Here is a 14,984-nt window from a genome sequence, read left to right as displayed (position 1 = left end):
ATTCTTTTAAATTTTTTTGTTTCAATTTATAAAAATACTAATTTTATATTAGCTTGATGTATTTTAAATAGAAGGAATAGGGGGTTATTATTTAAGTGCATCTGCAAAAGATTTTGTAATTAGTTGTGGTCTTGTTATTATTGAACCTACAACAACACTATATGCACCAAGCTCAATAACACGTTTTGCTTTTTCAGGTGTGTTTATATTTCCCTCCGCAATAACATGATGTTTTGATTTTTCAACTATTTTTTTTATAATTTCAAAATCGTTGGACTCAATTTTAAGATTTTTACTTTGTTCTGTATATCCTACAAGCGTTGTACCTATAAAATCAAATCCAAGTTCATCAGCATGGAGAGCTTCTTCAACTGTTGAGCAATCGGCCATAAGAAGTTGGTCAGGATATTTTTTTCTTATTTCAGCATAAAACTGGTCAATAGTAACATTGCCAGGACGTAAATTTGAAGTTGCATCAAGAGCTATTATTTCAGGTTTAACTTCCATAAGTTCATCTATTTCTTTCATTGTAGGTGTTATATAAACTTTGCTGTCACTGTAATCTCTCTTTACAATTCCAATTATAGGAAGGTCTACTTGAGTCTTTATTTCTGCTATATCTTCCTTTGTATTGGCTCTGATACCAAATGCACCGCCTTCTTTTGCTGCAAGTGCCATTCTTCCCATTATAAATGAGGAGTGTAATGGTTCATGGGGGAGGGCTTGACATGAAACTATAAGTTTTCCTTTTATATTTTCAATTTTTTTATCCATATTATTTGCACCTCTCTTCTGTAATCCTGTTAATTTCAGTATAGCATTATTAAAATTAATTTCAATAGATTGACTTGTTTATGAAAGTACTTTCAATCATTTAACTTTTTAACGATAATATTGTTTATTTTTTAGCTATTTTATATGCATATTTTACAATATTACGATTTCACTTACATTATAAAGTTTACCGGCTTCATGCCAAAAGTTGACCATATTTTATTATTTATACTTTGTAAAATATTTAGCTAAATGTACAATTTTTAAATGGAATTTTAATAATATAGATTTGTATATAATTACAGTTAATTACAGTTGTTTTGAATGTAATATTTACATAGATTGACAGGGGTTAATATATTTGATAATATGGATTTATACAAATAAAAATATATTATTTGTTATAAATTATACAATTTATCTAAAATTTAGACAAAATGAGCGGAGGGGTAATTATGAGGAGAACAATATTGAAAAAGGTTACGTCAGTTATTGCTGTGGTTGCCTTGACAATGTCATGCTGTCCTTTGAGTGTGACCGCAGCATCAAGAGACAAAGTGGAGGATTATGGAAATATATTAAATGTCTTTGGCAACCCTGATGAGGTCATATATGGAGATTATGATACTAATATGTATAATAATTTCTCCGACATGGGAGTTTGGCATGGATATTATCTTGCTTCCCCTGAAGCTTCTGATATAGTAGGAGGTTTTGCAGGACCTGTCATAATAGCAGAGGAATATCCTGTAAATCTTTCTAATTCTATATGTAAAATATCATTATATGATGAATTTGGAAAAATGTATGACCTTAATGAAGCTGAATATAGTGGAGTATATTATCCGGGGAAACTTGTTCAGACTTATGATATGGAAAAATTTCAAATTAAAATGGAGCTTATATTTGCAACAAATAGAACAGCTTTAATAAAAACAGAAATAAAAAATAAAACAATTGAGCCTATCAGTTTAAATGTTAAATGGTCAGGACAGGTTTATACAGAATATGGTGAAAAACAAAGTCCTATGGGAACAAGCCTTGAGGCTGTTGATACAGGTGTAAAAGTTAATTTTGATAAAATACGTTCTATTTGGAACTACATGACAACAGATGAAACTAAATTTGAAATTACTTTTGGTGGAGATACCACAACATCAATAGGAGGAAATGCCTATGAGACAACTCTTAAAGATGATTTGAAATTAAACCCTGGTGAAAGTAAAAAATTATGGTATGCTGAAAGCTATACATTTACTAATGAAGAATGGGAAAAAGAAAAACCTATTGTAAATGATATGCTTAAATATGGCGACAGTTATTTTACAAAAAATAATCAGCGTTGGCAAGGATATATAGATAGTACACTTTCAACAAGAAGTTCACTTCCAAAAGAGTATAAAAATGTGGCTGTAAAATCTATTGAAACTCTTATGACAAACTGGAGAAGTGACGCTGGAGCATTAAAACATGACGGTGTTGTTCCTTCTATGTCCTATAAATGGTTTATAGGTCTTTGGGCTTGGGATTCATGGAAACAGGCTGTTGGAGTTGCTCATTTTAACGGTGACCTTGCAAAAGATAATATAAGAGCTTTGTTTGATTATCAGATAACTGAAAATGACTATGTAAGACCACAGGACGCAGGTGCTATTGTTGACGCTATATTTTATAATACTGATGCATCAAGAGGCGGAGAAGGTGGAAATTGGAACGAGAGAAACTCGAAACCTCCTTTAGCTGCATGGGCCGTATATAATGTATATAAAGAAACTGGAGACATTGAATTTTTGAAAGAAATGTATCCTAAACTTGTTGCTTATCATAATTGGTGGTATACAAATAGAGACGTTGACAAAAATGGTATAGCTGAGTATGGTGCTATGGTTCATGATGCCCATTATAAATATGATGACGAGGGAAATATCATAATTGGAGAAGACGGAAAACCTGTTTTTGATGCTGAAGCTATAATTGAAGCGGCAGCTTGGGAAAGTGGTATGGACAATGCTCCAAGATTTGATGTTGAAGGTGAAGGAAAAGGCGATATTGGTGTTCGTGTATATGAAAATAAAAATGAAGCTGGAGAAACTGTTGGTTATTCAATAAATCAAGAGTCTGTTGACCTTAATGCATATCTCTATGCTGAAAAAGGTTTCCTTAAATCAATGGCTGAAATACTTGGATATACTGAAGATGTTGAAAAATATGAAAATGAAGCTGTATTGGTTAGAGATTACATAAACAAAAATATGTATGATGAAAATACAGGATTTTATTATGATTTACAGACAAATGCTGACGGCAGTGAAAAGATTTTACTTGTAAATAGAGGAAAAGGTGCTGAAGGTTGGATACCTCTTTGGGCTAAAGTATCAACTCAGGAAATTGCTGATAATGTTGTAAAAAATATTGTTGATACAGGAAAAATAAATCTTACTGTTCCATTCCCAACTGCTTCAAAAGATAATACAAAATTTGCTCCTTCTAAATATTGGAGAGGTCCTGTTTGGTTAGACCAAGCTTTGTATGGTGTTGAAGGATTACAGAATTATGGATATGAAAGAGAAGCAAAAGCCATGACAGAAAAATTATTTAAGAATGCAGAAGGTCTTATGGGTGATGGTCCTATTCGTGAAAATTATAATCCTGAAACAGGAGAAGGATTACATACAAAGAACTTTAGCTGGTCAGCTTCATCATATTACACACTTTTCTGTAATATACTTTCTAATAATGGTAAAACAACATCACAGGAAGGTTTTGAAATACCTGTAAATATTGAGACTGTTGAAGATACAGAAAATAATGTAATAGAATAATATAAATAAAAAAGGCGTCTGATTATTCAGACGCTTTTTATTTATGCAAATTATGCAATTATTCGGAAACTTTTGCACAACTTTCTCTTTCTATAAGATAATAAGGAACGATAATTTTTGTTGCAAATAAATCAGGCTGTTCTATATGATTTATCATCTGTGAAGCTGCTTCAATTCCTAATTGATATGAATTTATATCTATTGAAGTAAGCTTTGGAAAAGTTAGTCTTGAGAATATTGAATTGTTAAAACCTATTATTGATATGTCTTCTGGTATTTTTAATCCTAATGAAAAAACTGTTCTCTGTAATGCTACTGCAAGCATATCATCACATACTATAAGAGCTGTTGGTCTCTCTTCCATTGATAAAAGCTCTTTTATTTTTATATCCTCATCATCGGGAATATATGGAACTTCTATGCAATATTTGTTGTCAAAAGGTATATTATTTTCGTTTAATGCTATTATATATCCTGATTTTCTGTCATTTGAAAAAACTTTTATGCTGTCTGTTCCAACATATCCTATTTTCCTATGACCTAGATTTATAAGATACTGACAGGCTTCTTTTCCTGCCTGAATGTTGTCATTATCAACATATATTGTGTCATTAATCATTTTTGTTGCTTTTCCTATAAGAACAAAAAGAAGATTTTCTTCATACATATAGTTTATTATATTGTCATCAACATTTGAATATAAAAATATAAATCCGTCAACATTAGCATTTTGTATGCTTGCCATAATTTCAGCTTCTGTTCCTCCTGTTATGGCTGTGACAGTATAGCCTTTTTGATTACAAAATTGTCCTACTCCTCTTATTGCTTCCAAATAGAATGAGTTTTCATAGGCATCTTTTAGAGATGCTGGAAATACTACACCTACGGTTTTTGATATTTTATTTTCAATAGTTGTTGCCTGTATATTAGGTTCATAACCAAGTTCGGCCATAGCTTTTCTAACTTTTGCCTTTGTCTGTTCACTTATGGAAGGGTGGTTGCGGCAAGTTCTTGAAACTGTGGACGGTGAAACACCTGCAAGTTTTGCAACATCTTTTATAGTCATTTTAAACACCTCCAATTATGATTTTATTTTATAAAAATAGAAAATAAAAGTCAATTACTCTTGTTGCATTACTTTAAAAGGTAATTTTTTAAATATATTGCATAAAAATTAACATGAAATTTTATGCAATATATACTGTGAAATTTTACGCAAATAGTTGCGTAAAATTAGTAAATTTTAAGGGTGATTTTACGCAAATAGTTATTGAAATTATGAAAAGAAAGGATTATAATATGTTTGTAATCAAAAATGAAGGGGAGACCAATACTAATAAAATTATTGTATGCGCAAACAATAATGCAATTTGCATTAAAATTTTTGATGTGTTTTCTGGAATTTGTTTTTGTAAAGACATTTAATATTTTGCATAATTAGTGTTATAATGAAATTTTGAAAAATCGGTTCTTGGAGGGGATTTTATGGGAGAACAGAAAAAAAACAAAATTTTGGAGATTAAAGCTCCTATCTCAGGAAAAGCGGTACCTTTAAGTGAAGTACCAGACCCAGTGTTTTCAGAAAAAATGATGGGTGACGGTTTAGCAATTATTCCTGCTGAAGGTAAAATTTACAGCCCTGTAAATGGTGAAATAATAATGGTTTCAGCAACAAAACATGCCTATGGAATACTTGCTGATGATGGAACAGAACTCCTTATACATTTTGGTCTTGAAACTGTTGAACTTAATGGAGAAGGATTTAATGTTTTAGTTAAATCAGGAGATAAAGTTAAAGTTGGAGATATTATATCAGAGGTTGACTATGAAAAACTTAAAGAAAAAAATATAAATATGATAACTCCTGTACTTATATGTAATGGTTCTGAAGACCAAAAAATTAACTGTACATATGGTAATGTTGAAAAAGGAAAAGATGTAATTATAAAAGTTGAAAAAATTAATGAAAATGTAGAAAATACCGTTGAAGAAAAATCAGAAGAAAAAGAAAACAAAAAATTTAAAATAGATTTTGACTTTCTTCAGAAATTAGGTAAAGTTTTAATGACTGTTATAGCAGTTATGCCTGCTGCTGGACTTATGATTTCTCTTGGGAAACTTGTGCAAATGGCGGGTGCTGATATGTCATTTATGCTTACTGTTGGAAGCACAATGGAGAATATAGGTTGGGGTGTAATAAATAACCTTCATATACTTTTTGCTGCTGCAATAGGTGGTTCATGGGCTAAAGAAAGAGCTGGCGGTGCTTTTGCTGCTATAATTGCTTTTATACTTATAAATGTAATTACAGGTTCAATATTTGGTGTTACAACAGAAATGCTTTCTGACCCTACTGCTGTTACTCATACTCTTTTTGGTCAGGAAATAGCTGTAAATGGTTATTTTACATCAATACTTGGAAAAGCTGCTCTTAATATGGGTGTGTTTGTTGGTATTATATCAGGTTTTGTTGGTGGTGTTGTTTATAATAAATATTATAATTTCAGAAAATTACCTGATGCTCTTTCATTCTTTAATGGAAAAAGATTTGTACCTTTAATGGTTATAGTTTATTCAGTTGTTATTTCAATAATTTTAAGTATAGTATGGCCTTTTATACAGACTGGAATTAATAATTTTGGTATTTGGATTGCAAATTCTTCAGATACTTCTCCAATACTTGCACCTTTTGTATATGGAACTCTTGAAAGACTTCTTATACCTTTCGGTCTTCATCATATGCTTACTATTCCTATTAACTATACATCTTTTGGTGGAACTTATGAGATTATGACAGGAATAAATGCTGGAAGCGAAGTTTTTGGTCAGGACCCTCTTTGGCTTGCATGGGTAACAGACCTTATTAATTTCAAAGATGCAGGAGATATGGCTTCATACAATGCACTTCTTGCAAATGTTACACCAGCTAGATTTAAAGTTGGTCAGATGATAGGTGCAACAGGTCTTATACTTGGTATTGCCTTTGCTATGTATCGTAGAGTTGATGTTGATAAGAGAGCAAAATATAAATCAATGTTTATTTCAACAGCTTGTGCTGTATTCCTTACAGGTGTTACAGAACCTATTGAGTTTATGTTTATGTTTGCAGCCCTTCCTTTATATATTGTTTATGCTGTTTTACAGGGAATTGCCTTTGCTATGGCTGGTGTAATAAACTTAAGACTTCACTCTTTTGGTAACCTTGAACTTTTTACACGTATACCTATGTCAATAAAAGCAGGCCTTTCAGGTGATATTATAAATTTTGTTATTTGCGTAATTGTATTTTTTGTTGTAGGATATTTTGTAGCATATTATATGATTGGAAAATTCAAATTTGCTACTCCTGGTCGTCTTGGAAATTATGACGGTTTAGGCGATGATGATGAAACATCATCAAAATCTGCAAAAGGTGGAAATAAACAGGCAGAAAATATAATAGCACTCTTAGGAGGCAGAGAAAACATAAAACTTGTTGATGCTTGTATGACACGTTTAAGAGTAACTGTAAAAGACCCTAGTAAAGTTGCTGATGTTGAACAGTGGAAAAAGAATGGTGCTATGGGACTTGTCAAAAAAGACAATGGAATTCAGGCTGTTTATGGACCAAAAGCAGATATTTTAAAATCTGATATTAACGATATTTTATAAATAGTCTGGAGAGATAATTATTATGAAGCTCATTACTTTAAACACACATAGTATTGTTGAAAAAAATTATGAAAAGAAACTTGAATTATTTGCTGATATGATAAAAGATTTAAAGCCTGATGTCTTTGTACTTCAAGAGTCAAATCAGTCAAGAGATGCAAAAGAAGTTCCAAAAGAAGAACTTATAGGTTGTGTTGGAACTGATATGCCAATAAAAGAAGATAATAACGCTTTTGCTGTTTCAAAACTTCTTATAAAAAGAGGACTTAACTATAATTGGTATTGGAACAGTGTTAAATTAGGCTTTGATATTTTTGATGAAGGTCTTGCAGTATTTTCAATTAAGCCTGTTGAAAATTTTGAATATTTTTATATGTCTGATGTAAAGGATTATGATAATTGGAAAACAAGAATATCAGTAGGTTTTACTGTCAATGATAATGGAACTAAAAAAAGTTTTTATAGTGTTCATTTCGGTTGGTGGAATGATGATGAAGAAAACTTTAAGGGACAGTGGACTAATCTTTTGAAACATTTTGAAAATAGAAATGACGAAACTATATATGTAATGGGAGATTTCAATTCTCCTTCTCATATAAAAGGTGAAGGATATGACTTTGCTCGCTTATCAGGTTGGTATGATATGTATGAATTGGCAGAGAGCAAAGATAGTGGTGTAACTGTATGTGATAACATTGACGGTTGGAAAGATAAAGTTGTTGATGAAAATGGTATGAGAATTGACTATATATTCTCAAATAAACCTGTAAAAATGAAGTATCACAATGTTGTGTTTAATGGAGTTAATGGGCCTGTTGTATCTGACCATTTTGGAATAATTGCAGAAGAATAGGAGTAATTTTATGAGAGCAAGTGGAATTTTAATGCCTATAAGCTCTATACCTTCAAATTATGGTATAGGTTGTTTTGATAAATATGCATATGAATTTGTAGATAAACTTTCTAAGGCTGGTCAAAAATATTGGCAGATATTGCCTTTAGGCCCTACTGGCTATGGTGATTCACCTTATCAGTCTTTTTCAACTTATGCAGGAAATCCTTATTATATTTCTCTTGATGAACTTATAAATGAGGGACTTCTCACTAAAGAGGAATGTGACAGTGTAGATTTCGGCAGTGGAAACTATGTTGATTATAAAAAAATATTTGACGGAAGATTTAAAATATTAAGAAAAGCCTATGAAAGAAGTAACATAGCTGAAAATGATGATTTTAATAAATTCAAATATATAAATGGATATTGGCTTAATGACTATGCTCTTTATATGGCTGTAAAAGATTTCTTTGCTGGTAAAGAGTGGACAAAATGGCCTGAAGATATTCGCCTTAGATATGGCTATGCTTTGGATTATTACCGCAGAGAATTATATTTTGATATTGAGTTTTATGAATTTATGCAGTATAAATTCTGGAACCAGTGGTATAAATTAAAAAGTTATGCCAATGAAAAAGGTATAAAAATTATAGGTGATATTCCTATATATGTTGCCTTTGACAGTGCTGATACATGGGCAAACCCTAATTTATTTCAGCTTGACAATGAGAATAAGCCTGTTGCAGTAGCAGGTTGTCCTCCTGACGGTTTTTCAGCAACAGGTCAGCTTTGGGGAAATCCTTTATATGACTGGAATTATCACAGAAATACAGGTTATGAATGGTGGGTTAAACGTATTGAATATTGTTACTATGCCTATGATGTTGTAAGAATTGACCATTTTAGAGGTTTTGATGAGTATTATTCAATACCTTATGGAAGTACAACAGCAATAGATGGCCATTGGGAAAAAGGTCCTGGAATGGAACTTTTTAATACTATAAATTATAGACTTGGTCATAAAGAGATAATTGCTGAGGACTTGGGATATCTTACAGACAGTGTAAGACAGCTTGTAAAAGATAGCACTTATCCGGGAATGAAAGTTTTTGAGTTTGCTTTTGACTCAAGAGATTCAAGTAGTGCCAATGATTATTTACCTCACAATTATACAGATAATTGTATTGTATATACAGGTACTCATGATAATGAAACTCTTATGGGATGGTTTAAATCTATAAAACCAGAAGAAAAAAATATGCTTTTGAAATATATTCATTCAAAATCTGAAAAAGATAGTGACATACTTGATGATTGTATATGTGCTGTAATGGGAAGTGTTGCAAAAACTTGTATAATTCCAATTCAGGACTGGCTTGGTCTTGACAACAGTGCAAGAATAAATACTCCTTCAACATTGGGCAATAACTGGAAATGGAGACTTGACAGAAATCAATTTACAGAGGAACTTTCAAATAAAATATTAGATATAACAAGAATATATGGAAGATAATAAAAAACACAGACAGTTTTTGCTGTCTGTGTTTTTGTGTTACTTAATTTGATTTGTCAAAATCTTCAAATACTATTTCCATATCTTCATAAAGGTCAGGATAAAGCATAAGTATGTTTTTAACAGATTTTTGGGCTTCTTTATCAGCTTCAATAAGAAGTCCGTTTTCTATTGCCTTTTTCTCCATTTTTTTCTTCTCTTCTGTGGTAAAATCAGCATAATCCTTAACACTAATTTGATTGAAAACGTTTTTTGTTTCGTCAAATACTTCTATGGAGTCCTCTTTAATTTCATGGGAAATTATTTGAGATGTGGGAAGGTCTATTTTTATTTTTTTATCTGATACATCTACTTTTATGTCATCTATTGATATTCCTGCAAGTATAACTCCGTCATAAGATATTGTAAATGACTTTTGTGAAAATGGTATTGTTATACCTTTAAATTCTGAAGCATCTTCAAATTTTCCAAAGTTTGTATACAAATATTTTATTGATGAAATTGTATCTGCATTTTCAATTCTTGAATATATGAGAGATGAAGTTATTTCTGGCTCTTTTTCGTTATCATTTATTGATGATATAAAAAAATACAGAAGAAAACAGAAAAAAATTAAAAATGCTATTATCAATACAAAAACTATATTTGCTGCGGTTTTTCCCATTTTATCTTTAAGATGTTTAAAAAACATTTTTATCACCTCTTGTTACAGTATACAACAAAAAAGGACTTCAAAAAAGATTAATATTGGACCTGCACCTAATTTTATTGTTGCCATAATATAAAATATAATTATTTTATGGGGGTATTTTTGTGGGCAGATTTATTATTGAGGGAGGAAATACTCTTAAAGGTGAAATTGAAATTTCTGGAAGTAAAAATTCTGCATTGCCTATACTTGCATCAACAGTACTTTTAAAAGGTGTCAGTGTTATTAACAATTGTCCTCAGATTTCAGATGTTTTTAAAATGATAGAAATACTTCGTATTTTAGGTTGTGAAGTAGAGTTCTCAAAGGGTACTGTTGTTATTGACTCAACAAATGCAGACTGTTGTGAAATACCTTCATGTATATCCGAAAAAATGAGGTCCTCTGTTGTTTTTATGGGAGCTGTACTTGGAAGATTTAATGAAGTTATTACAGGCTATCCGGGAGGCTGTGAGATAGGTGAAAGACCTATTGATTTTCATATAAAAGCCTTTTCAAAAATGGGTGTTGATTTTGAGGAGAATGGCTGTTATATAAGAGGTTTTGGAAATTGTTTTTTGGGGACTGATATTAATTTAGATTTTCCGAGTGTTGGAGCTACTGAAAATATAATGATTTTAGGTGCAGTTTCAAAGGGCATTACAACAATATATAATGCAGCTAAAGAACCAGAAATTGTGGATTTGCAAAATTTTTTAAATAAAGCTGGTGCAAAAATTACAGGTGGTGGAACGGATACTATTTATATTGAAGGTGTTAAGGAGCTTTTTGGGACAGAGTATAATATACAGAGAGACAGAATTGAAGCTGGTACATTTATGTGTGCTGTTGCAGCCACTGGAGGAAAAGCCTTTTTAAAATATGCAAAAGCTGAAGATATGCGACAAACTGTATTGAGACTTTCAGAAACCGGTTGTATAATAAAGGAATATAATGATGGTATTTACATTAAAAGGGAGAATATACTTAAACCTGTAAATATTATAAGGACTGAACCTTATCCAGGATTTCCAACAGATATGCAGCCTCAAATTATGAGTGTGTTGACATTGGCAAAGGGAACAAGTATTATTATTGAAACAGTGTTCGAGTCTAGATTTAAACATATACTTGAACTTTGTAAAATGGGGGCGGATATATCTTTTAATGAAAGAACGGCTGTTATAAAAGGTGTTCCAAAACTTAAAGGTGGTTTTGTTAATTGTCGTGACCTTAGAGGTGGAGCGTCTCTTATAATTGCGGGACTTTCTGCCAGTGGAAGAACATTTGTCGATAATTCCGTATATGTTGAAAGGGGCTATGAAAATATTGTGGAAAAAATATGTCTTCTTGGAGGTTGTATTAAACTCCAGAAGTAATATTTTAGGGAGGAAATATACTTGAGTATTCAAAAGAATAAGCAAAGTTTTGAAAATGTTGAGGATTTTCAGTATCATAAAGAAAAAAGGGAAAAACAAGCTAGAAAAGAGAGAAGAAAGGCTAAGGCTAGAAAAAGGAATAAAATAATAATTATAACATCAATAATTGTTATTGTTATTCTCATGTCTCCTGCCTTTCAGATAAAGACTATAAATGCTACACAGATTAAAAAATATACACAGTCACAGATTATTGAAAAAACCGGTATACGTGAGGGCATGAACCTTGTATTTCTAAGTAAAAGAGAAGCCCTTAGAAATTTTAAAAATGACCCATATATCGAAAGTTGTGAAATAGATAAACAGCTTCCTAATACTGTGAATATTAATGTTAAAGAAAGACGAGTGAGGGGATATGTGCCCTATATGGGTTCATATCTTTACATAGATGAATATGGGCGTGTTCTTGACGTACAAACATCATATACAGAGCCTTTGCCTATTGTTAAGGGGCTTGAGTTTAGTGAATTTAAGCTTGGTGAGACTTTAGATGTAAAAAATACCAAATCTTTTGATGTAATAGTAAAAATAGCACAGATGATGACAAAATATGAGCTTTTAGATTTGGTTGTCAGTATTGATGTAAGCAATCCTTCTGATATACACGCATATTCCAATAATGTGGAAATACTTTTAGGTGATATAAGTGATTGTGACAAAAAAATTCGAACCATGGCTGAAGTTCTTAAAAAGCTTCCAGAAGGTGACAGAGGAACTCTTGATTTGAGAGATATGTCAAAACCTATAATATTCAAATACCTCACATAATTTTATATAAAGGTAGGATGTGAATTTTTTGAAAAGTTATAAATATGCAGTGGCATCAATGACAGCTGTTTGTGTTGTTTTAGGTGTGATAATAGGTATACAGTTTAAGACTGTTAAAAATCAGCCTAAAGCAACAGATATTCAAAGGGTAAGTGAGCTTTCAGCAGAGCTTAAAAATGTTATTGATGAAAAAGATGCTTTATATGAAAGGCTTATGGAGAGTGAGGATAAAGTGAGAGAATATGAAAAATCTCAGTCTGATGTAAGCCAATCTGTAAAACTTTTAAATGATGAACTTGAAAAGACTAGAATGCTTGCCGGTGTAACTCCTGTTAAGGGTAGAGGTGTACAAGTTACTATGAATGACAGTTCATATAATAAACAGGAAAATGTTGACCAAAATGCTTATCTTGTTCATGCAGAAGATATTCTTTCTGTTATAAATGAGCTTAATGTAGGTGGTGCGGAAGCTATTGAAATTAATGGTCAAAGAATAGTTTCTACATCATCTGTAAGATGTGCAGGTTCTGTTGTAAATGTAAATGGTGTTAAAATTGCCGCACCTTTTGTTATAACAGCCATAGGAGACCCTGACATTCTTGAATCTGCTCTTACAATGTCTGGCGGTGTTGTTGATTCATTGGCGCCTTGGGGAATTGAAATATCAATAAAGAAAAGTGATGAAGTTAAAGTTGCTGGATATAATGGTGTTATACAGTATAAAGAGGCAACAGTGGACAAGGAGTGATTTTTTTGATATATATTTTACCTGTTATAGGAATTATTGTGGGAATATATGCAGGGGTACAAAGTCCTTATGTATTTCCTCAAGCCTATTCTCCTTATGTGGCAATAGGTATTCTTGCCTGTATAGACTCTGTCCTTGGTGGAATAAAAGGCATGACAGAGAAGAATTTTAATATAGGTATATTTATTTCAGGATTTTTTGGTAATGCTTTAATAGCTGTTGCTATGATTTTTATTGGAAAAAATCTAAATATTGATATGAGTATTGCTGCAATTGTTGTTTATGGTTCAAGAGTATTTCAGAATTTTGCACAGATAAGAAGATTTGTGTTGAATAAACGGGAAAAAAAGGATAATATATAAATGATAATTGTACTTATTAATAGTGGTAAATTATAATAATATGTTGTATAATATTTATTCAGATAGATATTTGCTAGTTACTAGGAGGGGATTTTTTTGCTCGAATTTGATATAACACAGAGCAACGTTGCACAGATAAAGGTTATTGGTGTCGGCGGTGGCGGTAATAATGCTGTAAATAGAATGATAGAGGACGGTTTAGAGGGTGTTGAATTTATAGCTGTTAATACAGATAGTCAGGACCTTATTAAATCAAAGGCGCCTATGAAAATACAGATTGGTGAGAAACTTACAAAAGGACTTGGAGCAGGTGGAGACCCTGCAAAAGGTGAAGCTTCTGTTGAAGAGAGTAAAGAAGAAATTTCTCAGGCTCTTAAAGGAGCTGATATGGTTTTTATAACAGCTGGAATGGGTGGAGGTACTGGAACTGGTGCTGCTCCAAGAATTGCTGAAATTTCAAAGGAAATGGGAATACTTACAGTAGGTGTTGTTACAAAACCATTCACTTTTGAAGGTAAGAAAAGAATGTCAAATGCGGAGAGAGGTATCGAAGCACTTAAAAACAGCGTGGATACTCTTGTAATTATACCTAATCAGCGTCTTCTTGCTATAATTGACAAGAAAACAACTCTTATTGAAAGTTTCAGAAAAGCTGATGAAGTTTTAAGACAGGGTGTTCAGGGTATATCTGACCTTATTTCAAAACCTGGTGTAATCAATCTTGACTTTGCTGACGTTAGAACAATAATGGCTGATAAGGGCGTTGCTCATATGGGAATTGGTCGTGCAAGTGGTGAGAATAAAGCTGAAGCTGCTGCAAAAGCTGCTATACAGAGTCCTCTCCTTGAGACAACTATTGAAGGAGCAAGAAGCGTTCTTATTAACTTCAGTGGTGATGAAAACCTTGGTCTTCTTGAAGCTGATGAAGCTGCAAACCTTATTAGAGAGTCTATTGACCCAGAAGCTGAAATTATATTCGGTACTACAATAAATGATGAACTTAATGATGAGGTTGTTGTAACAGTAATTGCAACAGGTCTTGGAGAAGAAAGAAAAGAGACTGTTAAAGCTACTGAGACAAAAACTACAACAGTTAAACCTGCTGTTTCTGCAACTGAAGAAGTGAAAGAAACTTTAGAAGAAGAAATTGCTAAGAGAGAAAGCCTTGAGAGAAGAGGATTTGATTTTGGCGGAAGTGGAATAGGAGTAGATATTGATATTCCTAAATTTTTAAGAAGAAGATAATTTAATATATATAACACAAAAGCATAGTTTGAACTATACTTTTGTGTTATATAAAAAATAAAAAAATGTCATATTATTTTTTTGAGTATATCAGTATATATTACAAATTTCGTAGAGGTACAGCCTTATAATGTATTAT

Annotated in this window: 12 protein-coding genes; 9 read left to right on the top strand and 3 right to left on the bottom strand. The window is 31.9% G+C overall.

Annotated features, from left to right (window positions below):
* Positions 1–87 precede the first annotated feature (87 nt).
* A complete protein-coding gene (locus B5E58_RS01440; protein WP_088107896.1) occupies positions 88–774 on the bottom strand; it encodes an N-acetylmannosamine-6-phosphate 2-epimerase in 687 nt (228 codons plus the stop codon).
* A gap of 455 nt (positions 775–1,229) precedes the next feature.
* Between B5E58_RS01440 and ygjK the strand changes: the two genes are divergently transcribed.
* Positions 1,230–3,596, top strand: a complete 2,367-nt coding sequence (gene ygjK / locus B5E58_RS01435; protein ID WP_088107895.1) for an alpha-glucosidase — start codon at positions 1,230–1,232, stop codon at positions 3,594–3,596.
* Between the two features lie 58 nt (positions 3,597–3,654).
* On the opposite strand, the gene B5E58_RS01430 is transcribed toward ygjK, so the two are convergent.
* Positions 3,655–4,662: a LacI family DNA-binding transcriptional regulator gene (locus B5E58_RS01430; RefSeq protein ID WP_088107894.1), complete on the bottom strand. Its 1,008-nt coding sequence runs from the start codon at positions 4,660–4,662 to the stop codon at positions 3,655–3,657.
* A 419-nt stretch (positions 4,663–5,081) separates the two neighbouring features.
* Between B5E58_RS01430 and B5E58_RS01420 the strand changes: the two genes are divergently transcribed.
* Genes B5E58_RS01420 through malQ form a run of 3 tightly spaced genes read left to right on the top strand, consistent with a single transcriptional unit; the run spans position 5,082 to position 9,595 of the window.
* Complete coding sequence (locus B5E58_RS01420; RefSeq protein ID WP_088107892.1) at positions 5,082–7,247, top strand: PTS transporter subunit IIBC; 2,166 nt, start codon at positions 5,082–5,084, stop codon at positions 7,245–7,247.
* Positions 7,248–7,269: 22 nt separating this feature from the next.
* The gene (locus B5E58_RS01415) at positions 7,270–8,100 is read left to right on the top strand and encodes an endonuclease/exonuclease/phosphatase family protein (protein WP_088107891.1); all 831 of its coding nucleotides are present in this window, start codon (positions 7,270–7,272) and stop codon (positions 8,098–8,100) included.
* A 10-nt stretch (positions 8,101–8,110) separates the two neighbouring features.
* The gene (malQ, locus tag B5E58_RS01410; protein ID WP_088107890.1) at positions 8,111–9,595 is read left to right on the top strand and encodes a 4-alpha-glucanotransferase; all 1,485 of its coding nucleotides are present in this window, start codon (positions 8,111–8,113) and stop codon (positions 9,593–9,595) included.
* A gap of 43 nt (positions 9,596–9,638) precedes the next feature.
* Here malQ and B5E58_RS01405 read toward each other — a convergent pair whose 3' ends face one another.
* Positions 9,639–10,286, bottom strand: a complete 648-nt coding sequence (locus B5E58_RS01405; RefSeq protein WP_088107889.1) for a DUF4230 domain-containing protein — start codon at positions 10,284–10,286, stop codon at positions 9,639–9,641.
* Positions 10,287–10,408: 122 nt separating this feature from the next.
* Here B5E58_RS01405 and murA point away from each other — a divergent pair, with 122 nt between their 5' ends.
* From murA to ftsZ, 5 genes are all read left to right on the top strand, one after another.
* A complete protein-coding gene (murA, locus tag B5E58_RS01400; protein ID WP_088107888.1) occupies positions 10,409–11,662 on the top strand; it encodes a UDP-N-acetylglucosamine 1-carboxyvinyltransferase in 1,254 nt (417 codons plus the stop codon).
* Positions 11,663–11,683: 21 nt separating this feature from the next.
* The gene (locus B5E58_RS01395; protein WP_088107887.1) at positions 11,684–12,490 is read left to right on the top strand and encodes a cell division protein FtsQ/DivIB; all 807 of its coding nucleotides are present in this window, start codon (positions 11,684–11,686) and stop codon (positions 12,488–12,490) included.
* Positions 12,491–12,518: 28 nt separating this feature from the next.
* Positions 12,519–13,238, top strand: a complete 720-nt coding sequence (locus B5E58_RS01390; RefSeq protein WP_088107886.1) for a DUF881 domain-containing protein — start codon at positions 12,519–12,521, stop codon at positions 13,236–13,238.
* Between the two features lie 5 nt (positions 13,239–13,243).
* Positions 13,244–13,600 (top strand): small basic family protein, encoded by a 357-nt coding sequence (locus B5E58_RS01385; protein ID WP_330395590.1) that lies wholly within the window; start codon positions 13,244–13,246, stop codon positions 13,598–13,600.
* Positions 13,601–13,696: 96 nt separating this feature from the next.
* Complete coding sequence (gene ftsZ / locus B5E58_RS01380) at positions 13,697–14,845, top strand: cell division protein FtsZ (RefSeq protein WP_088107885.1); 1,149 nt, start codon at positions 13,697–13,699, stop codon at positions 14,843–14,845.
* Positions 14,846–14,984 lie beyond the last annotated feature (139 nt).

The sequence above is a fragment of the Tyzzerella sp. An114 genome, assembly GCF_002161055.1.
Classification (GTDB): Bacteria; Bacillota; Clostridia; order Lachnospirales; family Anaerotignaceae; genus Fimicola; species Fimicola cottocaccae.
This window is presented reverse-complemented; position numbering and strand designations above follow the sequence as displayed.

Coding starts and splice junctions, on each gene's coding strand:
- malQ (WP_088107890.1), top strand. CDS start 8,111: ATGAGAGCAAGTGGAATTTTAATGCCTATAAGCTCTATACCTTCAAAT.
- B5E58_RS01405 (WP_088107889.1), bottom strand. CDS start 10,286: ATGTTTTTTAAACATCTTAAAGATAAAATGGGAAAAACCGCAGCAAAT.
- ygjK (WP_088107895.1), top strand. CDS start 1,230: ATGAGGAGAACAATATTGAAAAAGGTTACGTCAGTTATTGCTGTGGTT.
- B5E58_RS01415 (WP_088107891.1), top strand. CDS start 7,270: ATGAAGCTCATTACTTTAAACACACATAGTATTGTTGAAAAAAATTAT.
- B5E58_RS01430 (WP_088107894.1), bottom strand. CDS start 4,662: ATGACTATAAAAGATGTTGCAAAACTTGCAGGTGTTTCACCGTCCACA.
- B5E58_RS01420 (WP_088107892.1), top strand. CDS start 5,082: ATGGGAGAACAGAAAAAAAACAAAATTTTGGAGATTAAAGCTCCTATC.
- B5E58_RS01440 (WP_088107896.1), bottom strand. CDS start 774: ATGGATAAAAAAATTGAAAATATAAAAGGAAAACTTATAGTTTCATGT.